The organism is Nitrospirota bacterium (assembly GCA_040752355.1).
In the GTDB taxonomy this organism is placed as follows: Bacteria; Nitrospirota; Thermodesulfovibrionia; order Thermodesulfovibrionales; family Dissulfurispiraceae; genus JBFMCP01.
Genome location: JBFMHE010000006.1, coordinates 1 through 23659 on the forward strand (window position 1 = coordinate 1; position 23659 = coordinate 23659).

The window sequence follows — 23659 nt, forward strand, 5'->3', positions numbered from 1 at the left end:
CATGGCTAATACTTTCGTGATCGCCGCCGTCAAGGTCGTCTTGCCGTGGTCTACATGCCCGATCGTCCCCACATTCACATGCGGCTTTACCCTCTCAAATTTTGCCTTCGCCATATCTCCTCCTTGCTAAAAATCGAAAATAAAAAAATCAAAAACGCACAATGAAGGATTCCATAACGCTTACTGCTGCATCCCACGCTGCTTCAATGCGTCAGAGCCCATGACCGGAATCGAACCGGTGACCTCTTCCTTACCAAGGAAGTGCTCTGCCGACTGAGCTACATGGGCGTCTCACTAAATGCGTTATAGCGTGCAGCGTTGTGCGTTATAGCGCGAGTTGAAAAAAATTCCTTTTGCCATAACGCGATGAACGCTATAACACGATAAACGCCGTAACGTTGTACGGTCTCAAAAGCGGGAAACGGGATTCGAACCCGCGACCCTCAGCTTGGAAGGCTGACGCTCTACCACTGAGCTACTCCCGCAAGAACTGATATTATAAAACAAAAACAGCACTTTATGCCAGGGCACTACTGAGAGCGCCCTGCAGGGGCCGCCCTTCCGCACTGCGAGCGCATGGTGGAGAGGGGAGGATTCGAACCTCCGAAGGCGGAGCCGGCAGATTTACAGTCTGCTCCCTTTGGCCACTCGGGAACCTCTCCGATTCATGCGTACAGCGATATAGCGTTCATCGCGTTATGGCCAAAAGGAACTCCCTCTCCCTCACGCTATACCGGCGCCCGCTGTACCGTTTCTTTGCTAGAACGCGATGAACGCTATCCCGCACAACGCGTCTTATGGAGCCACCGAAGGGATTCGAACCCCCGACCTGATGATTACAAATCAACTGCTCTACCAACTGAGCTACGGTGGCGGTAACTTATTAATATAGGGAAACTATTATAAAAATGTCAACCTGTTTTTTCAATACGGCGCGGCGGGCCGCTCCCTTCTCTCCTGCCCGTTCGGCAGGCCGGCACGGCTTGCGGTGCAGCAGCGCTGCTCGGCAAGAGAATCCGTAGACATCGAGCGGCCATACACGATCGTAGTTATTATTCAATTATAACAACCGACCCGTAATCCAGCAATTAAATTGACTTTTCACCCATTATCTAGTAAGCTAAACAGTTACGGGGCGTAGCGCAGTTTGGCTAGCGCACCTGCCTTGGGAGCAGGGGGTCGGAGGTTCGAATCCTCTCGCCCCGACCAGTCCCGTAATGCGTAACGCGTGACGCGTAATGAGTATATATTTGCCCTTCAGCAAGGGTATTCTTGCCGCAGTCTCCAGCTCGTTACTGATTGCGCATCACGGATTACGAATCTGCGCCTGTAGCTCAGTCGGATAGAGCAACTGCCTTCTAAGCAGTGGGCCAGGGGTTCGAATCCCTTCAGGCGCGTTGGAAAATTGTGCAGCGTACAGCGTTGTGCGCTATGGCGTGCGATGAAGAAAACTGTTTTTCGTCATGACGAGACAAACGCTATAACGGCTTTTGCCATAACGCGATAAACGCTATAACGCTGTACGCATGATGGTGGGCGTAGCTCAATGGCAGAGCACTGGACTGTGGCTCCAGGTGTTGCGGGTTCGAGCCCCGTCGTCCACCCCAAAATTAAATCCGAAATTCTAAATCCTGAAAAGGTGGCAGGAACTCCGGATTCCTGACTCCTGAGCGGTTTAACACTCGGTATTTGGTGCTTCGGATTTGCTGTTACAGATGCGCCTGTAGCTCAGATGGATAGAGCATCAGCCTCCGGAGCTGAGGGTCGGAGGTTCGAATCCTCTCAGGCGCGCTCTTCTTTTCACGATGCGTAATGCGTAATCGGTAAAGCTGCTCTCGCTTGCACACTTCTGGATACTCTTCTAACCGGCCTTTTTCTCGTTACGGATCACGCATTACGGGTTGCGGTCGTTTACACGTTCTCCAGCATGTGCCCCAGCTTCTTCTTCTTCGTCTGCAGGTAGACGATGTTCTTGTCATGCGGCGAGCACTCCACCGGGACCCTCTCGACCACTTTCAGTCCGTACCCCTCGAGCCCTATGATCTTCTTCGGGTTGTTCGTCAGCAGCCGCATCTTCCGGATGCCGAGGTCCACGAGGATCTGGGCGCCGATGCCGTAGTCCCTGAGGTCGGGCTTGAAGCCGAGCTTGAGGTTTGCCTCGACCGTATCGAGTCCCTTGTCCTGGAGCTCGTACGCCCTGAGCTTGTTGGCGAGGCCGATGCCCCTGCCCTCCTGGCGCATATAGAGGATCACGCCCTTTCCCTCGTGCTTCATGACCTCCATCGCCTTGTGGAGCTGGTCGCCGCAGTCGCAGCGCTTCGAGCCGAAGACGTCGCCGGTCAGGCACTCGGAGTGGACCCTCACCAGCACCTTGTCCTCCGGAGAAATATCTCCCTTTACGAGGGCTATATGCACGTTGGCGTCGAAATCGTTCGCATAGGCGACCGCCTTGAACTCGCCGCCGTACTTCGTAGGCATCTGGACCTCAGCCACCCGCCGGACAAACCGTTCCGTCCGCATCCGGTACTGGATGAGGTCCTTGACCGTAATGATCTTCATCGTGTGCTTCTTCGCAAACTCCATCAGCTGGGGCACCCGCGCCATGGTGCCGTCGTCGTTCATGATCTCGCAGATCACTCCCGCCGGGGTGAGCCCGGCGAGCCGCGCGAGGTCGACGGACCCCTCGGTCTGTCCGGCGCGCTGCAGAACCCCTCCGGGCTTCGCGCGCAGCGGGAAGACATGGCCCGGTCGCGCTATATCCTCGGCGCCCGACTTCGGGTTGATGGCAGTCAGGATCGTTATCGCCCTGTCCTGGGCGGAGATGCCGGTGGTGACGCCTTTCTTGGCCTCTATCGAGACGGTGAAGGCGGTGCCGAACGATGAGGTGTTGTCATCGGTCATCATGGGAAGCTTCAGCTCCTCGACACGCTGCGGCGTCAGGGACAGGCAGATGAGACCCCTGCCGTACTTTGCCATGAAATTGATCGCTTCGGGCGTCACCTTTTCCGCCGCCATGCAGAGGTCCCCCTCGTTCTCCCGGTCCTCGTCATCGACGAGAATGACCATCCTGCCTTTGGCGATATCGTCCAAGGCCTCTTCTATGGTATTGAATCTATGCTTCTCCATGTACGACCTCCTGGGCGCTCTCTGATCACTCTGCGCACGGTGCGGGCCATACCGCACGGTAATGCACTCCTCAGTATAGCAAAATCAGGCAGTTCCTTTCCATTTCACCGCACGTCCCTGTCGAGCAATTCTGATATAATAGTTGAAATTTCCGGTCGTCGTGCAGAAGCGCGAGACCGCGGGACCCGTAGGCCATGAGCCATAAGGAGGAAGCCCCGATGAGACCGGGCCGTGCAGGGGAGCAGCCGCTCCGGCGGGCAGCGCGATGAGGAACCGCCGGGCAGTTACCGGCATTGCCCTCGGCATAACAGTGCTCATGGTCATCCTGAGCATCCTCAAGCCGGCTCCGCTCGAGCTCCTCGAAAACAAGCTCCTCGATGCACGCTTCAGGCTGCGCCCCTCCCTTGTCCACAGCGATGCCGTCGTCATTGCCGCCATCGATGAAAAGAGCATCGCCAGGCTCGGCAGATGGCCGTGGGACCGAGCTCTACTGGCCCGGCTCGTACGGCAGCTCGACTGGTCGGGGGCTGCGGTCATCGTATCCGATGTCCTTCTGAGCGAGCCGGAGCAGAACGACCCCCTGCTCGCAGAGGCGATGAGTGAGGCGGGGAATGTACTGCTCCCTGTCGCGTTCGACTTTCACCGGGATTCGCCCTCCCCTGCAGGGGAACGCCTCGCCTCCTCGTCGATCTCCGTTGCCGGCCGGGAGCTCTTCGCTGCATCCTCCCCGATTTCCGCAAAGGGGGTCCTCATGCCGGTTCGCGAGCTGAGCGGGGAGGCTGCGGGGCTGGGGCACATCACCATAGTGCCGGACGATGACGGCGCCGTACGGTGGGAGCTCATGGCTGTCGAATATAACGGGGGACTCTATCCTTCAATCGACCTGTCGGCCGCAGCCTTCTACCTCGGCATCCCTCCGGAGCGTATCGTTGTCGAGGCGACAAAAGGGGTTCGCCTCGGGGACCGTTACATCCCGACCGATAGATGGGGCCGTACGCTTATCAACTACCATGCCCCGGCGCAGACGTTCCGCCGCATCTCGATAGTCGACATCCTGGACGGCGCCTCCGACCCGAAGCTCTTCCAGGACAGGATCGTCCTCATCGGCGCTACGGACGCAGTGGGTATTCATGACCTGAGGGCCACGCCTCTCGCCCCTGCCGCTCCCGGCGTCGAAAAGCATGCGAGCGTCATCGCCTCGATCATCGAGAACAAGTTCCTGCGGCAGACCTCTCTTCACCTTGATGCGGCGCTCATCCTTTTGAGCGGGCTGCTCCTCGCCCTTCTGCTCCCCCGTTTCCGGGCTGCGGCTGCAGCAGGCGCCGCTGCAGGGCTGCTCGCCGCCCTCCTCGCTTTTACCTACTATCTGTTCGCTTATAAAGGGCTCTGGACTCCCGTCGCCTATCCCTCGCTGAATGTGCTGCTCATATTCATAGGGGTCATTACCGGGAACTACGCCGCAGAGGAAAGGAGCGCCCGCAGGATACGCGCCCTCTTCTCGAGCTACGTGGCCGAGCGTGTCGTCGATGAGCTGATCAAGCATCCCGAAGCAGCCCGGGTGGGAGGGGAGCGGCGCGAAGTGACGGTGCTGTTTGCCGATCTGCGCGGCTTCACCGGCTTTGCCGAAAAGCGTCCGCCCGAGGAGGTGGTCGCGCTGCTCAACGAGCATTTCGGCGTGTTGACGAACGTCGTGCTCAAATGGGAGGGAACCCTCGACAAATTCGTCGGCGACGCCCTGCTCGCCTTCTGGGGGGCGCCCCTGCAGCAGCCGGACCATGCGGAGCGCGCCCTCCGGTGCGCCCTCGAGATGGCCGCAGCGCTCGAAGCGCTCAGGGAGAAGTGGAGAGCGGAAGGGAAGCCGCCGCTCGCCTGCGGCATCGGCATGAATACCGGAGAGGTGGTGGTAGGGAACATCGGCGCTGCAGAGAGGAAAATGGAGTATACGGTCATCGGAGACCATGTGAATCTCGCCTCGCGGGTGGAGTCATTGACCGGGAAGTATACTGCGCAGATCATCATTACCGAATTCACCCTGGCCAAGGTAAGGAGAGCTCTCGATGAGCAGCGTATCGCGCAGGTGACGGTCAAGGGCCTCGACCGGGTCATCGTAAAAGGCAGGGAACAGCCGGTAACCATTTACGAGGTCATTCATCACGAGCACGGGACGCCCTCACGGGTGATCGAATACGGGCAGGAGTTTACCGGCGCCCTGAGTGTATAGGAGAAGACGGACATGAAGATCAGAGTTCTCGGCTGCTCGGGAGCGGAGCTCCCGGGCCATAACCTCTCGGGCTTCCTGCTGGACGGTACGATCCTCTTTGATGCAGGCAGCGCCGCCGCCGCGCTCGACAGGAGGGGACAGTCGAAGATCGGGCATATCTTCATCACCCATGCGCACCTCGACCATATCAGGGGCATCCCGTTCCTCGCGGATAACATCACCATCGAAAGGAGGAGGCAGCAGGTCGCTGTCATCAGCATCCCCCCTGTTCTGCGGACCATAAGAAAGAATCTCCTCAATAACGCCTTGTGGCCCGATTTTTCGACCATCCCGGATCACGAGAGCGCGGTGCTGAGATACCTCCCTCTCACGGAGGGGCAGGCGGTCGCTGCCGGGGACTTCTCGATCACGCCGTACCGGGTACACCACTCGGTTCCGGCTGTCGGCTATCTCGTCGAGGACCGCGGGAAACGGCGCTTCTTTTACACCGGCGATACCGGCCCCACCCCTGCAACATGGAAGAAGCTCGGCGACCGTCCGCTGCACGGCCTGATTATCGAGGTCTCTTTCCCGAACCGGATGAGCGAGCTGGCGGTCACGACAGGCCACCTCTCCCCGCTCCTCCTCAAAGAGGAGCTCGGAAGGCTGCCGCACCTGCCCGAAACGATCTATATCACCCACCTGAAACCGCAGCTTGCAGGGACCATAAAGAAAGAGCTGGACAAGCTCAACCTGAGAAATCTCAGGCTGTTGAGAGAGGGGGAGACAATTACGTTATAGCGTTTATAGCGTACAGCGTTATAGCGTAAAAGACGATGCCTGCAACGCGACAGACGCTATAACGCGATGAACGCTGTACGCGATGAACGCGACAAACGCTGAACGCTATGAACGCTATAGACGCGATGAACGCGATGAACGCTAAATGAAGCCTGATCGTTTGAGCGCCGACATGAGCGAGGCATCCTTGCCGGTGTCGATCTGGAGGAACTTCGCCACGTACTTGGCGAGGATATCGGGCTCGAGGTTGACCGTTTCCCCGGTGCTCTTGATCCCGATGGTGGTCATCGATGCGGTATGGGGGATGATAACGACGGTGAAGGCGTCCTTCAGGACATCGACGACCGTCAGGCTGATCCCGTCAATGGCGACCGAGCCCTTTCCCACGAGATACCGCACAACATTCTCCGGCGCCTCGATCTCGACCCTCACCGCATTGCCGAGGGGAGTCTTCGAGCGGACCCGGCCTATGCCGTCGACATGGCCGGTAACAAAATGGCCGCCCAGTTTCGAATCGGGTTTGAGCGAAGGCTCGAGGTTGACGCGGTCTCCCCTCTTCAGGACGCCGAGGTTGGTGCTTTTGAGCGTCTCGTACGAGACATCGAAGGAGAGCACCTCCCTGTCGATGGTCACCACGGTGAGACAGACGCCGTTGATCGCGATGCTGTCGCCGATCGCGGCATCCTTCACCACCTCGCGGCCCCGTATCGACAGCCGGGCGCTGTCGTCCCTCCGGTCGAGGGCGACCACCTCTCCGAGCTCTATGATCAATCCGGTAAACATAAATACCGTTGTGCGTTTATCGCGTTCATCGCGTTGTGCGTTTATCGCGTTGCAGACATCGTCTTTTGCGCTATAAACGCTATAAACGCTATAAACGCTATAAACGCTAATGAACGAGCTGCCCGATCCGTCCGAACCGGGGGAAGCTCTTTATCTTATCCCAGGACCAGTAAATGATGAACGCCTTGCCCTTGAGCAGCTTCGTATCCACATAACCCCAGTACCGGCTGTCGTAGCTCTGGTCCCGGTTGTCTCCCATCACGAAGATCCTGCCCTTCGGCACGAGGTAGGGGCCGAAATTGTCCCGGGGCTCCATGCCGCCCATGCGCACCGAGGCATCGGTGTACTGCACGTAGGGCTCGACAACGCGCTTCCCGTTGACAAAAACCGCTTTGTTGCGCGCTTCGACGACGTCCCCCTCGACACCGACAACCCTTTTTATGAAATCCTTGCTGGGGTCTTCGGGATACTTGAAGACCACGATATCGCCCCGTTCGGGCTTTGCGAGGACCAGCACGCGGTTATCGGTGAACGGGATCGTGGTGCCGTAAATGAACTTGTTCACCAGGATGTGATCGCCGATCAGCAGCGTCGGTATCATGGAGCCCGACGGTATCTTGAAGGCCTGCACGACATAGGCCCTGATGATCAGCGCAAGAATGAGCGCCGTACCGATCGCCTTCGTATATTCCCAAAGTTTTTTCTGGTTCATTCCTCTCCTCACAGCGTTCATCGCGTTGTGCGTTTATCGCGTTGCAGACATCGTCTTTTGCGCTATAAACGCTATAACGCGATGAACGCTATAGCGCGATGAACGCGATGAACGCTGTACGCTATAACGGTAGTTACTCCTGCACCTTCAGCACCGAGAGGAAGGCCTCCTGGGGGATCTCGATCCTCCCGATCTGCTTCATCCGCTTCTTCCCCTCTTTCTGCTTTTCGAGGAGCTTCCTCTTCCTCGTGATGTCGCCGCCGTAGCACTTGGCGAGGACGTTCTTCCGCATCGCCTTGACGCTCTCCCGCGCGATGATCTTGCCGCCTATGGCAGCCTGAATGGCAATCTCGAAGAGCTGCCGGGGAATGACCTCGCGAAGCCGTTCCGCGATCTGCCTGCCTTTATAATACGCCCGGTCGGCATGCACGATCAACGAGAGGGCGTCGACCGGCTCGCCGTTGATCAGCAGGTCGAGCTTGACGAGCTTCGACTCCCGGTAGCCGATGAACTCGTAATCCATCGAGGCGTACCCCCGCGAGACGGACTTGAGCTTATCGTAGAAATCCCAGAGGATCTCGTTGAGCGGTATCTCGTAGGCGACCATGATGCGGTCCCTGCTGATGAACGAAAACTCCTTCTGCACCCCGCGTTTGTCCTGGCAGAGCTCGAGGATCTGGCCGACATAGGTCTGCGGCACGAAGACGGTCACTTTCACGTAGGGCTCTTCGATGGTCTCGAACCGGTCGGGAAGGCTGCTGGGGTTATCGACGGAGAGCACGCTGCCGTCCGCGGTCGTCACCCGGTAGACGACCGTCGGCGCGGTCGTGATCAGCGAGAGGCCGAACTCCCGCTCGAGCCGCTCCTTGATGATCTCCATGTGCAGGAGCCCCAGGAAGCCGCACCGGAACCCGAACCCCAGGGCGGACGATGTCTCGGGCTCGTAGCTGAAGGAGGCGTCGTTCAGCCGCAGCTTTTCGAGCGCGCCCTTCAGGTCCTCGTACTGGTGCGTCTCGACCGGATAGAGCCCGGAAAAGACCATCGGCTTTATTTCCTTGTACCCGGCCAGCGGCTTATCCGCGGGCCTGTTCGCATCGGTGATCGTATCGCCGATCTTCGTATCCCCCACGGTCTTTATGCCGGCAATGATATAGCCGACCTCGCCTGCGGTGAGCTCCGCCGCTTCCGTCATCTTCGGCGTAAAGACCCCCACCTTGGTGATCTCATACTCCTTGCCCGCTGCCATCAGGCGCATCTTCATGCCGGGGCGCACGACCCCTTCAAATATCCTCACCAGCACGACCACCCCCTGATAGTTGTCGAACCATGAATCGAAGATGAGCGCCTTGAGCGGCGCTTCGTCGCTCCCCCGGGGCGGAGGGACCTTCTTGACGATCGCCTCGAGGATCTCCCTGGTGCCGATGCCCTCCTTCGCGCTGGCGAGCACCGCCTCCGAGCAGTCGATGCCGATCGCCTCTTCGATCTGCTCCTTCACCCGCTCCGGCTCGGCGCCCGGCAGGTCTATCTTGTTGATGACCGGGATGATTTCGTGGTTGTGCTCGACCGCGAGATAGGTGTTGGCGAGGGTCTGCGCCTCGACCCCCTGGGTTGCATCGACGACGAGGAGGCTCCCTTCGCAGGACGCGAGGCTCCGCGAGACCTCGTACGAGAAGTCCACATGGCCCGGCGTATCGATGAGGTTCAGGATGTACGGGGTCCCGTCCTCGGCCGTGTAGGAGAGCCGCACCGCATGGGCCTTGATCGTGATCCCCCGCTCCCGCTCCAGGTCCATTGAATCGAGCACCTGGGCCATCATCTCGCGGGAGCTCAGGGCCCCCGTATACTCGAGGAGCCGGTCGGCCAGGGTCGACTTCCCGTGGTCGATATGGGCGATTATGGAAAAATTCCTTATGTTCTTCGACATACCGTGTTTCCTCTTCCGTCACTCACCGCACTGCAGAAAGCCGGCGCGCCGCGGCCGGCAGCAGCCGGACCCTGCCACGCTGCCAAGACCTGCCGGAACCTGCCAAAGCCTGGAATGGATAGGATAACGGCAGAGGCAGGGAAGAAGCAAGGCACCGCCGGCTGCGGCTGGCGGCAGACGCTCACCGGTCGCTCTTGCACGCCTCGAAAGCGAGATGTGATGCGCCGATCATGCCGGCATCGTCGCTCTGGGAGGAGGGGATGATTTTTACTCTGCTGTACAGCTCCTTGAAGGCCCGTCGGGAGGCCTCCTGGACCGCGGCTTCGCCGTAGATGTTCCAGGCGCCGGTGAGCCCGCCGGTGAGGATGATCGCATCGGGGCTCAGGAGGTTGATCATATTCGCGATGCCGATGCCGAGGCTCTTTCCCGCATCCCTGAGGACCGTCCGGGCAAGGACGTCGCCGTCGAGCGCCGCCTTGTAAACATCCTCGGCCTTTATCTTATAAAAATTACCGTTATGATAGTCCTTCAGGAGACTGCTCTTGCCCTTTTCTATTTCGGCGATGGCGTGGTTGATCACCGCCGTGGCCGACGCATAGAGCTCGAGACAGCCCACGTTGCCGCAGGGACACTGCTGCCCCCCGGCGCTGATGCTCATGTGGCCTACCTCCGCGGCGACCGGCAGGAGCTTGTCCTGGATAACGATGCCGCCGCCGATCCCGGTGCCGAGCGTCAGCACGACGAAGCTTCTGAAGTCCTTTCCCGCTCCGACGAGCTTTTCGCCATAGGCTGCGGCATTCGCGTCGTTCTCGATGACGACACAGGTCTTGTACCATTTCCTGATTTCAGCCGCGATAGGGATATTGTCGAGCTTCTGGATGTTGGGGGAGCGCAGCACCACGCCGTTCTCCCGGTCCACGACCCCTGCAACCGCAACACCGATACCGCACACCTCCCTCGCATGCGGCACATAGACCGACTCTAAGAGCTTGTGCACCACCGCAACGGGATCTTTCCCCGTCGCCGCTTTCGCCTTTTCGACGACCTCGCCGTTGAGGGTGATGAGGGCTGCCCTGATATTGGTACCGCCAATATCGATACCTGCAACATATTTTTTTGCCATGGATTCTCTCTTGCCGGCGCTGCAAAGACATCTGGGGTTTCAATGAATTGTCCCGAGAGGGAGTTCCTTTTAAAAAACAATATTTATATTACCATATTTACGGTTGCTGCGCAATTTGCCGGCTCCCTCGAAAAGACCTTTCACGCTCACCTGGCTGGCAGTGCCGGGGGGGAGTGCCGGTTTTGAGGGGAATTATTCTTCGTTTACTCCAGAGCAGAGGGTGTTGAACTCGATCCTCGTAAATGCACCCGCAACGGTGGTTCGCCCCAAAGGCTCCGCCTTTATGGGCTGCACCAGAGCCAGGAATTCCCCTCAAAACCGGCACTCCCCCCCGGCACTCCACACCCAATCCATCCCGCCCGGCGTCCCGCCGCGTCCGGATAGTCTGTTATAATTAACGATGAACCTTTATCTGATAGACGGGAGCTCCTATTTCTACCGCGCCTACCACGCCATCAAGCGGCTGAGCACCTCCAAAGGGTTCCCGACCAACGCCATTTACGGCTTCACCAGCATGATCCTGAAGATCATCAGGGACAAGAAGCCGGACGGCCTGGCGATCGTCTTCGACTCTCCCCTTCCCACCGAACGCCACCGGCTCTATGAGCAGTACAAGGCCCACCGGCCCGAGATGCCCGACGATCTCGCGCTCCAGATCCCGCCGATCAAGGAGATCATCACGGCCTTCCGCATCCCCTCGATCGAGGCCCCCGGCTGCGAAGCGGACGACCTCATCGGCGCCGCGGCCAAAAAGGCGGCACGACAGGGAGCGAAGGTCTTTATCGTGAGCGGCGACAAGGACATGATGCAGCTCGTGGACAAGGCGATCGTGATGTATGATCCCATGAAAGACCTGCTCATCGACGAGGCTGCGGTGAAGGAGCGGTTCGGCATGGAGCCGGAGAGGATAGTCGAGGTCATGGCCCTGACCGGCGATGCCGTGGATAACATACCGGGCGTGAAAGGCATAGGCGAAAAGACCGCGAAGGACCTCCTCGCCGAAGCGGGAGGACTCGAGGAGCTCCTCGCCCATCCCGAGAGGATAAAGAACGAACGCCACCGGAAGATGATCATGGAGAATATCGATACCATCCGGTTGAGCAAGACCCTCGCGACGATAGATATTCGCCTCCCGGTCGAGATCGATCCCGGCGACCTGGTGCTTGCCGAGCCCGACTGGCCGGCGCTCCTCCGCTACTTTACGGAGTTCGAGCTCAAGAGCTTCATGAAGCTCGTCCCTGCCCGGGGATATGCGCAGCGGGGGAGTTACATCACCCTGACCCGCAGGGAGCAGCTCTGCGAGTTCCTGGGCCTGGGGAGCAGGGGATGAAGCAGCACTCGCTCTTCGGGGCCGATGCCCCCCAGGAACACAACGTAAAGGGACCCGAACGCTGCAGCCAGGATAGCGCCCCCGTCTCCGGCTCCCCGGTTCGCCTCCTCTCCTTCGATATCGAGTCGACAGGCCGGGACCCTCTCGCCGACATTCCCGTGGGCATCGCGCTCTGCAAGGAACCGGGCGTCGCCTACTACGTGCCCCTGCGCCACACCTCGGGGCCCAATATCGAGGGCGCCCTCTCCCTGCTGAAAGATATCCTCGAGGACCCCGCTGTCCCGAAGGTCGGTCACAACCTGAAATATGACATCCTGATACTCCGCCGCGAAGGGATAAAGGTCAGGGGCTTTCTCTACGACACCATGGTGGCATCGTACCTGCTGAACCCCAACAAACCGGGCCACAGCCTCGAAGAGGTTTCGGTCGAGCATCTCATGCACAAGAAGAGGGCCTTTACCGAGGTGCTGGGAAAGCGCGAATCCTTTGCCGAGGTGCCGCTCGACGAGGCCACACACTATGCCGCAGAGGATGCGGAGCTCGCGATGGAGCTCAAGGAGATACTTTTCCCCGCGCTCGAGAAGCAGGGGCTCGGACGGCTCTACGACGAGATCGAGATGCCGCTCATCCCCGTGCTCGCCGATATGGAAGAGGCGGGAGTCAAGATCGACCGCGAGCGGCTCGAGGCATTGTCCGGAGAGCTCGACCGGCAGCTGGAGGCGCTCCAGGCGAAGATATTCGCGCTTGCGGGGTCATCCTTCAATATCAACTCCCCGCGCCAGCTCTGCAAGGTGCTCTTCGACGACCTCGGCCTCAAACCGACGCGGCGGACGAAGACAGGATACTCCACGAGTGTCGATGTCCTCGAGGAGCTGGCAAAGGTCCACGAGCTCCCCGGCGAGATCCTCAACTACCGCACGCTCTACAAATTGAAGACGACCTATGCCGATACCCTCCCGACCCTCATCAACGAGCGGACCGGACGGGTCCACACCTCCTTCAACCAGACCGTCACCGCCACCGGACGGCTCAGCAGCAGCGACCCCAACCTCCAGAACATACCGGTCCGCGGTGAGTGGGGAGCCCGGATCAGGGAAGCCTTCATTGCCGAAAAAGGCCATATGCTCATCTCGGCGGACTATTCGCAGATCGAGCTGCGGGTCCTCGCCCACATGAGCGGAGACGAAGGGCTGATCAGCGCCTTCAGGGAGGATATCGACATTCACGCGAGGACCGCGGCAGAGCTCTTCGGGGTTCCGCTCGATGCGGTCTCCGCCGAGATGCGGCGCATAGCCAAAACGGTGAACTTCGGCATCGTCTACGGCATCAGCGCCTTCGGCCTGTCGGAGTCGCTCGGCATCCCGCCGAAGCAGGCGGGCAGCTATATCGACCACTACTTCGACAAGCACCCCGGCGTCCGGCGGTTCATCGAGCAGACGATCGCGGCCGCCCGGCAGCAGGGATATGTCACGACCCTGCTGGGAAGGATGAGGCCGGTCCCTGAAATCACCAGCGCCAATGCGGCGATACGGCAGCAGGCGGAGCGGCTCGCGACCAACACCCCTGTCCAGGGCACCGCGGCAGACCTCATCAAGAAGGCGATGATTACCATCGCGCACCTGCTCCGGGAACGGCAGCTCGCGACCCGCATGATCCTCCAGATCCACGACGAGCTGCTCTTCGAGGTCCCTGAAGAAGAGATTACGGCAGCGCGGGAGCTGATACGGGAGGCAATGGAGCACGCCCTCCCTCTCTCCGTCCCCCTGAAGGTCGATATCGGCTGGGGTACGAATTGGGCTGAAGCGCACTAAAAGCACGGAGCGAAATGAGCGAGCGGGCCGGGCCATATTTCCCTTGACAAAGCGTTCTTCGCCCGTTTATTGTGTATACCTGCTTCTTTGCGCTACTTCTTCAAAAGAAAGGAGGGAAATATATGACAAAGGCAGAACTGATCGACAAGATCGCCTCGAACACCGGCCTCTCGAAGAGCGGAGCGGCCAAGGCGCTCGATTCGACGCTGGATGCAGTCAAAGCCGCTCTCAAAAGGGGGCAGAAGGTGACGCTCGTGGGGTTCGGCACCTTCTCGATAAGCAAGAGAAAGGCACGGAAGGGACGTAACCCGAGGACAGGAGCCGAGATCAAGATTCCCGCAGCAAAGATTCCGAAGTTCACCGCAGGCAAAACACTCAAAGACGCAGTAAAATAATAGTTCTTTATCCCCTGCTTATTGAAAGAGGCGGCTGTCGTGCCGCCTCTTTCTCTTTACTCCGCCATGCCCCCTGCTGCCGCTGCTCCCGTGCCCGTGCGCGCCCGGGCGAAGCGGGATATAATGTAAGAAACCATGTGTGAAAAGGAGGAGACCATGCTCGCGGAATTCAGCATCATTCCCATCGGCGCGGGAAGCAGCATCGGGGACCAGCTCGCCGCAGTGCTCAGGATCGTCGATGAAAGCGGTATTCCCTACAGGGTCAATCCCATGGGCACCGTTCTCGAAGGAGAGTGGGACGATATCATGCGCTTGATAAAGAAATGCCACGACGAAGTCATGAAGCGGGAGGAACGGGCCTATATCAGCATCACCATCGACGACCGCAAGAACAAGCCCGACCGGATCGCCGAGAAGATCGCCTCGATCGAGCGGCGCCTCAGGAAGACATTGAGCAAATAGCGATCCGGGGCGCGCAGGCGGTCGCAGCGGTCCGCCCCGCTGATCCGTACTCATCACACCCTGCGAGAGCGGTTGAGGAGACGACCCTCAAGAGAGGGCCGTCTCTCTTCGCTACTTCATGGAGAAGAATCCCTTCTTCGGCTTCGGCTCCTCTCTGGTTACCCTCTCCGGAACCGGCTTCGGAGCAGGCTCGGGTTTCCGGTCCGCTGGCATGCGGGTGATGCGGCCCTCCACCTTCGCTCCCTTCTGGATCGAGAGGTCCTCCCTGAAGAAGAGCTCTCCCGTGCCCTGGGCGCCGGCGCCGACCTCTATCTCGTTGCTCTCGAGGGTGCCACTGAATTCGCCGTTGATATGGATCTTCTCTCTCGCCTGGATCTTTCCGCCGTGGAACTTCCCGGTGATCTTCACGTATCCTCCGGCAACGATATCGCCCCCGCTCATGTCGCCTTCGATCTCGACGCTGCCGCCTTTGGTCCTGATGTTTCCTTTGCAGGTGCCCTTGATGAAGATATTCGAGTTCTCCTCGCTCGTGATATCGCCTTCGACGTCACCGGTGATCTCGAGGTCCTGGGTGATGATGAGATTGCCGGTAAGCTTGCTTCCTTTATTGATAGCGTTTATCCCCCGCAGGACGGGTTTGATCGTGCTCTCCGGGGCCACCCTCCCGTTGTCATGCGCCTCGATGCCTTCTCTCTCGGCTCCCTCGGCTTTCAGTACCGGCAGGACCGGTTCGAGCTCATCCACAGGCACGGGCCGTTCCATGAATCCTGCGATCGAAACGGGCTTCGGGGAAGTCTCCTTCGAATTCTCTGCTACTGCTGCTTTGCTGTTCATATCTCTTCAACTCCTTTCTCCCGGACTGCCCGGGAACGACAATAGCTCTGCCCGGATAACGGCGAGCGCTTGTCAGGGGAAAGCAAGGGCCATACCACTTTATAAATTCCGCAAAATCAGGTATCCCCCCGCGGCAGTGAAGAGAGGAACATACACTTTGCCGGTTCCGGAGTGTAGGGAGAGTACTACATACGTCGAGGGCCTCTCCGGGAATACGCTGCTCTGCCGCTACGATGCCTTCACCGTCGAATCGATAAACTCCCTGAGCCCTGAAGGCTCGCTCAACGGTTCGTAGCAGGTATCCCCGAGGCAGGGAATGATGCGCTGACGGTCTTCGGCATAGACGATCGCCGTATACGGTCTGAAGAGTGACCGCGCCGCATCGGCGAGAGGGCTTTCGGGCGATGCCTCGATGGTCAGCGTCAGCAGCGAAAAGTATGCATCGAGGCTGCAGAAGTAGTACCCTCCATGGGCGCCGAGGTCCCGTGCCCGTACGGCAAACGCCGATAACGCTTCCTCCGCGCGTTGGCGATACAGCGCTCTCCCGGTGAGGACGGAGAGCTTGAGCAGCTGCATGACCGCCGCCGCATTGGGCGATGGGTGAGGGATATCCTCGATGCCCTTGAGCCGGATGCCGAGCACCTCTGTCTCGGCGTCGAAGAACCCTCCCTCCGAACCATCCCAGAACTTGGCGAGGCACTGCTCCATGAGGCGCTCGGCCTCATCGCGGCAGGCTGCCGAGCCGGTGGCTTCATAGGCGGCGATGAGCGCCTCGACGATATAGACATAATCATCGAGCAGCGCCTCCACTCCTGCCGTATGGAGGAGCCTCTCCTCCTGCCTGTTCAGGCGGAGTATGCGGTCGAGGCTCTTGAGCGCAAAAGCCCGCGCACCATCATGCCCGAGCATCCGGGAGGCGCTGAGAAAGGAGGTTATGAACATGCCGTTGAGCGAGGTGTAGAGGGTCTCATCGATAAAGGGGGCGGTCCTCCTGTCTCTCTCGTTGAGCAGCTTCGCCTTGCCGCGCGCGATCAGCTCCTTCACCGCCTCCTCGCTCTTCCCCATCTCCCGCGCTATAGCGCTTTCATCGCGAGCAGCGAAGAGCACCCGCTTCGAGGGGTCGTGGTGCATGCTCCCCCGCTCGTGCAGCAGATGTCGGGAGAGCACGTCGTATTCGTCTTTGCCGAGAACCGCCCTGAACTCCTCGTCGGTCCAGGTGAAATAGCCCCCCTCGTCATCAGGGGTGACATCCGCGTCCTGGCTCGCATAGAACCCTCCTTCGGGGTCAGAGAGCACGCTCATGGCGAAGGTGATGATCCCTTCGGCAACCTGCCGGTAGTAGGGGGCGCCGAAGAGTCCATAAGCGTCGGCGTACACTCTCAGGAGCCATGCATTATCGTCCGCCATCTTCTCGAAATGCGGCACGACCCAGGCTTCGTCGACCGAATAGCGGTGGAACCCTCCCTTGAGCTGGTCGTGGAACCCGCCCTTCGCCATGGCGTCGAGGGTCTTCCTGACGGCGAGAGCGCTGCCCTCGTCACGGTCGAAGAAGTGCCGGTTCAGGAGGAAGGTCATCGCTCCATGCAGCGGGAACTTCGGCGCCGTGCCGAAGCCGCCGTTCCGGGGATCGAACGCCGACATGACCGCGCCGACGGCCCCGTCCCTGAGCTCGACCGTTATCGGTCCCCGGGGCAGGCCCTCGGGCTTGAGGAAGTCCATAAGCTGCGCCGTGTACCGTGCAACCTCTTCCCGGTTTTTCCGGTAGAGCTCCACGACCGCCCTCAGGACCCTCTTGAACCCGGGCCTTCCGTAGCTGTCTTCGGGAGGAAAGTAGGTGCCGCCGAAGAAGGGTCTCTTGTCGGGGGTGAGAAAGACGCTGAGGGGCCAGCCTCCGCCCGAGCCCATCGCCGCCACCGCCTGCTGGTAGCGCCGGTCGATGTCGGGACGCTCGTCGCGGTCGAGCTTGATGCAGATGAAATGGTCGTTGAGGAGCCGTACGACCTCGTCATCGAAGAAGCACTCCTTGGCCATCACATGGCACCAGTGGCACCACACGGCGCCGGAGCTCAGGAATACCGGCCTGTCCTCGCCCCGCGCCCGCTCGAACGCCTCTTCCGACCAGGGATACCACTCGATCTTCTGGTCAGCGGCGTGCCTGAGGTACGGGGATCTCTCCCGGGCGAGCTTGTTCATAATCCTCACAATGAAAAAATAGCTATCAGCTATCAGCCGGCAACAAAGGATACAAGCAGTCTGCAAAACATCTTAGTTGTTACTGAATGCTGAAAGCTGACCGCTGAAAGCTTCTTTGTTTTCACTGATAGCTGATTGCTTGCTTCGTCCTCACACGGTCGGCTCGTAGCGCTGTATCGGGAAGCCGAGCCGCTTCATCTGGTCGAGCGCCCACTCGTCCTCGACCCGCTCATCCTCGGCCACATATCCCTTGGTCCGGGCATACTCCCGCAGGAACACATAGGCGAGCTGCTTCTCCGCGGTATCGAACTGGAGCATCAGGTTCGCCCTGTTGTCGACCACCTGCCAGCGGACATCGAGCGCGGTGATGAGATCGTGAAGCCTCCCGTCGTCGACCGCCTCCTGGACGACCATGACGAGCTGGCCGTCGGGCCCGGCGGTAAGCTTCATGAACTGGGCCGGCTCGTCGAGGGACTCCCCGTGCTGTTCCGCCCATGCAGCCAGACGCGGCACATACCGGATATCGGCCACGCAATACTCGCCGCCGATCCTTTGCAGCAGCTCATCATAGTCCCGTACGCTGATCATGACTCCCTCCGTACGTGGTGAGATAGGGGTTAGGCTGCCCGGGAGAGCTTTGCCATCATGCTCCTGAGATGGTCGATGTGCTTCGTCTCCTGCTCCATCATGCTCCTGAAGACGACCCGTGCATTGGTATCCGCAGCGCTCCTCGAGAGCTTCCAGTAGAGATTGTAGGCCTTGCCCTCGATCTCGAGCGCCAGGGCGACCGCTCCCATGTCGTCGGTAATGGTATAGCGCTCGATACTCGATTCGAGATCCTTTACCGGGATTCCCGCCTCGGTGAGAGGAGCAGGGCTCTTTCTGCTGAACTCCTCGAACCCCTGCACATCCCGGTCTTCCGTCATCGACCGGTAGAGGTACCCGATATACTCCATGTGCCGGTCCTCCCATTCCGCAAGCTCCTTGAACGCCTGCTTCGCCTCGGCAGCCGACACCTTCTGCGCAGCCTGCGCATAAAACTCCCGAGTCCCCTTCTCCATGAAATAGGCGTCCATGAGCGCCTGGAGCACGTCCTCTTTCCCTGTCGCCATTACCCGGCTCTCCCTTCGTCGAATAAAGGATGGTTGTTCATCGCTGCTGCACAGGGCGCGCTACTTGGTCAGGATATAGTCGCCGGCCTTGTTCTTCGCGTGGCAGCCGATACAGCTCTCCACCTTTCCCGAAGCCTGCACCGTGCCGTCCGGAGCATATTTAGCCCAGAACCAGTTCCCGGCAGACGGGTTGTAGCCTTTCACCTTGTACATCACGGTGAGGGCGGCGAGCTCTTTGTCGGACTTGTAGTTCTCCTTCACGATGATCGCATCGTTGGCCATGCCCTTCTTCTTGCCGATCGATCTGAGCGCAGGCTCATTGACATAGGTGGTGAGCAGAACGCCGTGGGGCTCCGTCCCCTTGTAGAGCTTCCCTTTGCCGGGCCACATATCCCACTGGGTGTAGGGATCGGTCTTCGTTATGTAATCGTAGAGCGCCTTGGCGTTGGGCCCCGGCATGACCTTCTGCGTTTCCGAAGGGATCTGCTCATGCACCGCATAAGAGCCGGAACCTGCTGCAAGGAGAGCAAAGAGACAGAGAGCTGCTACCGCTGTTTTCATAACCCATACCTCCTGAATAGTGGTTTACGAGCAACCATAACTGCTACTTAACTCCTACCAAACAGGCAAGTGGTTGTCAAGGCTGCGGATTGCGGCACCCCTCAGCTGCCAAGAACGTACGTCCACACCTGCGCAAAGACCTCAGTAGGTCGAAGGATCTTCGGGAGGGAGCTCCGCCTCGTCGAACGGCAGAACCCCGAGCTGCACCATAACGGATTCGAAATCGCTGAGGAGGCCGGAATAGTCATACCCCGGGAGCTCCTCGTGCAACGCTTTTTCGACGAGCGCATCGAAGGACGCGTAGTCGAACTTGCCGTCGAGCACGTCCGAGCGGGTCAGGAGAGAATAAAGCGTCTTCTCGTCATCCAGTCGTTCCCCCTCCTCTACGCGAAGGCTCTTCCGCCGCTCAGGTCCGAGCACATACCAGTGCATGGCGCTCCCCAGGGCATCATACAGGGTCACGATCCCTGCAGCGATCTTGCCCTGCCGCAACCGTCGCCTGCCGCCGCGGATATGCAGCTTCGCCTGCTGCAGCGCCGCTGCTTCGGGCCCGAGGGCGTCGGCATCCATCAACCCCGCATGCGGCACCGCATTCCCTCGCCTTCCGGAACGGCAGCAGGTCTCATTCCGGCCAGGTCTCCCCGGGATCGAACCCCTGCTGCGCCCGGCGTATACGCTTCGCCAGCTCCCTGATCGCATCGGCCAGGGGCATTCCTTCGGCAACCAATTCGCTCACGAGCTCCGCCTTCGAGAGACTGCTGATAATCTCCTCCGCAGGGCGGCTGTCGATGCAGACGTTGGCCCCGGTCTCGAGCTGTTGTGTTATGCACCGCTCTATCTGGTCGGGGGTATACTTCTTCGCCAGTTCTTTGATCTCCTTTACATCCACGACGCTATCCTATGGAACGCTATGCCACTCCTGCGAGGGCAGGCGTCTGCTGCAGCCGCGCTTCTGCCGCCGCCCAGTTGATGTTCTTGAAGAAGGCAGCGATATAATCGGCTCTCTTCAACCCGTAATCGATCATGAAGGCATGCTCGAAGACATCCATTATCAGTATGAGGTTGCATGAGGAAGGATGCCCGGTATCGTGCTCATTGATCCAGAAGTTCATGAGCTTGCCGGTGCGCGAATCCTGATAGAGGGCTGTCCAGCCGATGCCCCTCATCGCTCCCGCAGCCTTGAAATCCTTTTCCCAGGACTCATAGCTTCCGAAGTCCTCGGCCATCCGTGCAGCGAGCTTGCCGTTCTTGTCGATACTCCCGTTGCCGCCGAGATTTTCGAAATAAAACTCGTGGAGCCGCACCCCGTTGAACTCCCATCCGAGCCTCCGCTTCATTTCAGCGTACTCGGGAGTCGACTCCTTCCCGTCCTTGAGCAGCGCCGCCAGGGAATCCAGGAGCTTGTTGGTATTGGTCACATATCCCTGATAGAGCGTAAAGTGGTTCTTCAGGAGCGTCTCGCTGAATCCCTCCATGCCGATCAGCTTGCTGTAATCATTTGCCGTGTACGCCATAATGCAGTCCTCCTTGAGATGATGAATGCTGGATTCTGATTGAATTCTATTATCTTTTCCATTCGATAGCAACCCCTCCGCATTCCCTTGCGGATGCCGGGCCCCGCGGTAAATTACCTAAATGCTACCAGATTGGGCATAAATGTCAAATAGCGGAGAGTCCGACGTTTGGAGCTCGCTGCGGGGCATCCCGATCCGAACGTTCCCGGTCCTTTTTTCTGCTATAATCTCCTTAACAACACCTGCCGTGGCTTCTCGATACTCTCCGGGGACACCATGAAAAGACCTGAAAAAAAAGCGCCGCTCAAGGCAGTCCTGTTCGACTTCGGCGGGGTCCTGGCAGAAGAGGGCTTCAGGGGCGGGCTCAAAGCGGTCGCCCTCAAGGACAATCGTGATCCCGAGCGCTTTTTCGAGCAGGCCCGGGAGCTTATCTACGAGATCGGCTATGTCACCGGACAGACCGACGAGGCGAGCTACTGGAGCGCGCTGCGGGAAGAGACGGGCATCACCTGGAGCGACGGCGAGCTCAGGGAGGAGATTCTCAAGCGCTTCGTGCTCCGCCGGCGCATGCTCCGGCATGTCGAGCGACTCAGATACCACGGCATCGTCGTAGCCCTTCTGAGCGACCAGACGAACTGGCTCGACGAGCTGAACCGGAGGGACCCCTTCTATCACTACTTCGACCACCTCTTCAACTCCTTCACGCTGCACAAAAGCAAGCGGGATCCCTCGATCTTTATGGATGCGGCCGCACGCATCGGGTTCAGGCCCGGGGAGATGCTCTTCGTCGATGACGACAAAGGAAACACCGGGAGGGCCACTGAGCGGGGATACAGGGTCATCCATTTCCAGGGCATCGATGATTTCGAAGCGAAGATAAGCGCTTTCGTCTGAGCCCCGGCTTTTGCGGGCTTCCGCATTGTCTGCTACAATTGCCTTATGGATATTCCGAAAAGAGTTCTCGGCAGGACAGGCGTTGCGGTCACCGTCCTGGGGCTCGGCGGAGAGGGAGTGCTCAGGACCTACGGCTATGAAGAGGACGCTTACCGGCTCATCAACACGGCGATCGACCTCGGCATCACGTACTGCGAATCGGCGCGGGCCTACTCCGGCAGCGAATCCTATTACGGCCTGGCCCTGAAAGAGCGCAGGGCAGAGGTATTCCTCACGAGCAAGTCCCACGCCAGGGATAAAAAAGGCGCCCTCGCGCACCTTGCCGAGACCCTGCGCGCCATGAAGACGGACCACCTCGACCTCTGGCAGGTGCACGATGTGAGGACCGCCGATGATATCGAGGAGCTCTTCGGTCCCGACGGGGCCGTCGAGGCCTTCGCCGAGGCGAAGGCGAAAGGTCTCGTCCGCTTCGTCGGCGTGACCGGCCATCACGATCCCGCCGTCATCTCCCGGTGCATCGGGATGTTCGACTTCGATACGGTGCTGCTGCCGGTCAATCCCGCGGAACCGTCGCACAACAGTTTCATCCGGACCGCGCTGCCGCTCGCACAAGAGAAGGACATGGGGGTTATCGGCATGAAGGTCTATTTCCGCGGGCTCGCAGAGCAGCTGCCGTGGTTCAGCTCGATGGAGCCGTTCCTGCGCTTCGCGCTCTCCCAGGGGATCACCACAGCGGTCATCGGGTGCGACAGCGTTGCACAGCTCGAGGAGAATGTCGCCTTTGCGAAGTCCTTCCGTCCCCTTTCCGACCGCGAGCTGCAGGAGCTCATCGACGAGACCGCTCCCTTTGCCCGGCAGCTGCTGTATTACAAACCGTAAAACGCTGCACCCTGTTCGACCGGCACACAGGGGGGCCGCGCGCTGTCCGTAATCCCTGAGAGCACCCGTGAAAGCGAGGGAGTCATGAGAGAAGAGAAACTGTACGACTGTCTGATTATCGGCGCCGGACCCGGCGGGCTCCAGGCTGCCATTTACCTGGGACGATGCAATTTCGAAGTCCTCCTCATCGACAGGACGGGAGGCAGGACATGGCATGCGAAACATATCGAGAACTACTTCGGCCACCGGCTCGTCACCGGGGAGGAGCTCATTACGACCGGCATCGAGCAGGCGAAGCAGTTCGGGACCCGTGTCGAGCGGGGACAGGTGATCGGCATCCGGAAGCGCGATACCTTCGAAGTGGACACCCACACCGATACCTGCCGCGCCCGCTTCGTCATCGTCTCGTCCGGCGTCTATGACATCCTTCCGCCGCTCGAGAACCTCTACACCTTTTTCGGCGACTCGTTCCACACCTGCATCGATTGCGACGGGTACCGCACCACCGGAAAAAAGATCGTCGTCATGGGAGACGGCATCGAGGCGGTCAATCATGCATTCGCCATGAAAGAGATGTACACCGGCGATATCACCGTCGTGGTCGATGCCGACAGCATACCACCCGAATACGAGGAGGAGCTGAGCGACGAGGGCATTCCGCTCGTTAAAGGGGAGCCGGTAAAATTGCTCGGCGGCGAACACCTCGAGGCCGTGGAACTGAGCAGCGGAGAGCGCATTCCCTGCGAGGCGGTCATGTCGACCTACGGCTATCGCCGCAATGACGACTTCCTTTCAGGGCTCGAGCTCAAGAAGAACCAGCGGGGATACTATGTTACCAGCCGGGACTACGAGTCATCCCTGAGCGGCCTCTACATCGTCGGCCCGCTCAACACCGGCCACGACCAGGTCGTCATCGCTGCAGGAGAAGGCGCCGTCGCCGCCCTCGACATCAAGCGCGCCGTCCTCGAACAGCGCAAAATGGCGTTCTTCACGGAATAAAGGCAA

23 protein-coding genes and 8 tRNA genes are annotated in these 23659 nt (G+C 59.5%); 13 read left to right on the forward strand and 18 right to left on the reverse strand.

What is annotated here, in order from left to right; translation table 11 throughout:
- The 5 genes from AB1805_05655 to AB1805_05675 form a co-directional block, all read right to left on the reverse strand.
- Nucleotides 1-114, reverse strand: a 114-nt coding sequence (locus AB1805_05655) for a GTP-binding protein (protein ID MEW5744911.1), incomplete at its 3' end; no start/stop codon positions are given.
- Nucleotides 115-215: 101 nt separating this feature from the next.
- Nucleotides 216-288: transfer RNA gene (locus AB1805_05660), tRNA-Thr, on the reverse strand.
- A 125-nt stretch (nt 289-413) separates the two neighbouring features.
- Nucleotides 414-485 (reverse strand) — tRNA-Gly (locus tag AB1805_05665).
- 92 nt (nt 486-577) lie between these two features.
- A tRNA-Tyr gene (locus tag AB1805_05670) sits at nt 578-662 on the reverse strand.
- A 136-nt stretch (nt 663-798) separates the two neighbouring features.
- A tRNA-Thr gene (locus AB1805_05675) sits at nt 799-874 on the reverse strand.
- Between the two features lie 257 nt (nt 875-1131).
- On the opposite strand from AB1805_05675, the gene AB1805_05680 reads away from it, so the two are divergent.
- The 4 genes from AB1805_05680 to AB1805_05695 all read left to right on the forward strand — a co-directional run bounded on the left by AB1805_05680 (nt 1132) and on the right by AB1805_05695 (nt 1791).
- Nucleotides 1132-1209, forward strand: a tRNA-Pro gene (locus AB1805_05680).
- Nucleotides 1210-1323: 114 nt separating this feature from the next.
- Nucleotides 1324-1397: transfer RNA gene (locus AB1805_05685), tRNA-Arg, on the forward strand.
- A 135-nt stretch (nt 1398-1532) separates the two neighbouring features.
- Nucleotides 1533-1607: transfer RNA gene (locus AB1805_05690), tRNA-His, on the forward strand.
- 110 nt (nt 1608-1717) lie between these two features.
- Nucleotides 1718-1791 (forward strand) — tRNA-Arg (locus AB1805_05695).
- Between the two features lie 120 nt (nt 1792-1911).
- On the opposite strand, the gene AB1805_05700 is transcribed toward AB1805_05695, so the two are convergent.
- On the reverse strand, nt 1912-3126 hold the full coding sequence (locus AB1805_05700) for a bifunctional 3,4-dihydroxy-2-butanone-4-phosphate synthase/GTP cyclohydrolase II (protein ID MEW5744912.1): 1215 nt from the start codon (nt 3124-3126) through the stop codon (nt 1912-1914).
- A 265-nt stretch (nt 3127-3391) separates the two neighbouring features.
- Here AB1805_05700 and AB1805_05705 point away from each other — a divergent pair, with 265 nt between their 5' ends.
- Complete coding sequence (locus AB1805_05705) at nt 3392-5347, forward strand: adenylate/guanylate cyclase domain-containing protein (GenBank protein MEW5744913.1); 1956 nt, start codon at nt 3392-3394, stop codon at nt 5345-5347.
- A gap of 12 nt (nt 5348-5359) precedes the next feature.
- A complete protein-coding gene (locus AB1805_05710; protein ID MEW5744914.1) occupies nt 5360-6127 on the forward strand; it encodes a 3',5'-cyclic-nucleotide phosphodiesterase in 768 nt (255 codons plus the stop codon).
- A 141-nt stretch (nt 6128-6268) separates the two neighbouring features.
- Here AB1805_05710 and AB1805_05715 read toward each other — a convergent pair whose 3' ends face one another.
- The 4 genes from AB1805_05715 to AB1805_05730 all read right to left on the reverse strand — a co-directional run bounded on the left by AB1805_05715 (nt 6269) and on the right by AB1805_05730 (nt 10669).
- Nucleotides 6269-6910, reverse strand: coding sequence for a riboflavin synthase (locus tag AB1805_05715; GenBank protein MEW5744915.1), 642 nt, complete (start codon nt 6908-6910; stop codon nt 6269-6271).
- A 106-nt stretch (nt 6911-7016) separates the two neighbouring features.
- Nucleotides 7017-7622 carry a signal peptidase I gene (lepB, locus tag AB1805_05720; GenBank protein ID MEW5744916.1) on the reverse strand — a complete coding sequence of 202 codons (606 nt, stop codon included), beginning with the start codon at nt 7620-7622 and terminating at the stop codon, nt 7017-7019.
- A gap of 133 nt (nt 7623-7755) precedes the next feature.
- Entirely contained in the window at nt 7756-9546 is a 1791-nt protein-coding gene (lepA, locus tag AB1805_05725; GenBank protein ID MEW5744917.1) for a translation elongation factor 4, read from the reverse strand.
- A 181-nt stretch (nt 9547-9727) separates the two neighbouring features.
- Nucleotides 9728-10669, reverse strand: coding sequence for an ROK family protein (locus tag AB1805_05730; GenBank protein MEW5744918.1), 942 nt, complete (start codon nt 10667-10669; stop codon nt 9728-9730).
- A gap of 400 nt (nt 10670-11069) precedes the next feature.
- Here AB1805_05730 and AB1805_05735 point away from each other — a divergent pair, with 400 nt between their 5' ends.
- From AB1805_05735 to AB1805_05750, 4 genes are all read left to right on the forward strand, one after another.
- Nucleotides 11070-11999 carry a 5'-3' exonuclease H3TH domain-containing protein gene (locus AB1805_05735; protein MEW5744919.1) on the forward strand — a complete coding sequence of 310 codons (930 nt, stop codon included), beginning with the start codon at nt 11070-11072 and terminating at the stop codon, nt 11997-11999.
- A complete protein-coding gene (gene polA, locus AB1805_05740) occupies nt 11996-13810 on the forward strand; it encodes a DNA polymerase I (GenBank protein ID MEW5744920.1) in 1815 nt (604 codons plus the stop codon). The genes AB1805_05735 and polA overlap by 4 nt, the downstream gene beginning before the upstream one ends.
- Before the next feature lie 122 nt (nt 13811-13932).
- A complete protein-coding gene (locus tag AB1805_05745) occupies nt 13933-14205 on the forward strand; it encodes an HU family DNA-binding protein (GenBank protein ID MEW5744921.1) in 273 nt (90 codons plus the stop codon).
- 156 nt (nt 14206-14361) lie between these two features.
- Entirely contained in the window at nt 14362-14667 is a 306-nt protein-coding gene (locus AB1805_05750) for an MTH1187 family thiamine-binding protein (protein ID MEW5744922.1), read from the forward strand.
- 111 nt (nt 14668-14778) lie between these two features.
- Here the strand turns inward: AB1805_05750 and AB1805_05755 are convergent, their stop codons facing one another.
- The 8 genes from AB1805_05755 to AB1805_05790 all read right to left on the reverse strand — a co-directional run bounded on the left by AB1805_05755 (nt 14779) and on the right by AB1805_05790 (nt 20881).
- Nucleotides 14779-15501, reverse strand: coding sequence for a polymer-forming cytoskeletal protein (locus AB1805_05755; protein MEW5744923.1), 723 nt, complete (start codon nt 15499-15501; stop codon nt 14779-14781).
- A gap of 228 nt (nt 15502-15729) precedes the next feature.
- A complete protein-coding gene (locus AB1805_05760) occupies nt 15730-17694 on the reverse strand; it encodes a thioredoxin domain-containing protein (protein ID MEW5744924.1) in 1965 nt (654 codons plus the stop codon).
- 150 nt (nt 17695-17844) lie between these two features.
- Nucleotides 17845-18282, reverse strand: a complete 438-nt coding sequence (locus AB1805_05765; protein ID MEW5744925.1) for a hypothetical protein — start codon at nt 18280-18282, stop codon at nt 17845-17847.
- Nucleotides 18283-18311: 29 nt separating this feature from the next.
- Nucleotides 18312-18806: a ferritin family protein gene (locus tag AB1805_05770; protein ID MEW5744926.1), complete on the reverse strand. Its 495-nt coding sequence runs from the start codon at nt 18804-18806 to the stop codon at nt 18312-18314.
- 60 nt (nt 18807-18866) lie between these two features.
- Nucleotides 18867-19367, reverse strand: a complete 501-nt coding sequence (locus AB1805_05775) for a cytochrome P460 family protein (protein ID MEW5744927.1) — start codon at nt 19365-19367, stop codon at nt 18867-18869.
- 141 nt (nt 19368-19508) lie between these two features.
- Nucleotides 19509-19955, reverse strand: a complete 447-nt coding sequence (locus tag AB1805_05780; protein ID MEW5744928.1) for a hypothetical protein — start codon at nt 19953-19955, stop codon at nt 19509-19511.
- A 34-nt stretch (nt 19956-19989) separates the two neighbouring features.
- A complete protein-coding gene (locus tag AB1805_05785) occupies nt 19990-20256 on the reverse strand; it encodes a hypothetical protein (GenBank protein ID MEW5744929.1) in 267 nt (88 codons plus the stop codon).
- A 19-nt stretch (nt 20257-20275) separates the two neighbouring features.
- Nucleotides 20276-20881, reverse strand: coding sequence for a Fe-Mn family superoxide dismutase (locus tag AB1805_05790; GenBank protein ID MEW5744930.1), 606 nt, complete (start codon nt 20879-20881; stop codon nt 20276-20278).
- A 276-nt stretch (nt 20882-21157) separates the two neighbouring features.
- Between AB1805_05790 and AB1805_05795 the strand changes: the two genes are divergently transcribed.
- The 3 genes from AB1805_05795 (at nt 21158) to AB1805_05805 (ending at nt 23653) form a co-directional block, all read left to right on the forward strand.
- The gene (locus AB1805_05795) at nt 21158-21775 is read left to right on the forward strand and encodes an HAD family phosphatase (GenBank protein ID MEW5744931.1); all 618 of its coding nucleotides are present in this window, start codon (nt 21158-21160) and stop codon (nt 21773-21775) included.
- Nucleotides 21776-21820: 45 nt separating this feature from the next.
- Nucleotides 21821-22654 (forward strand): aldo/keto reductase, encoded by an 834-nt coding sequence (locus AB1805_05800; protein MEW5744932.1) that lies wholly within the window; start codon nt 21821-21823, stop codon nt 22652-22654.
- Nucleotides 22655-22738: 84 nt separating this feature from the next.
- On the forward strand, nt 22739-23653 hold the full coding sequence (locus AB1805_05805; protein MEW5744933.1) for an NAD(P)/FAD-dependent oxidoreductase: 915 nt from the start codon (nt 22739-22741) through the stop codon (nt 23651-23653).
- Nucleotides 23654-23659: the final 6 nt, after the last annotated feature.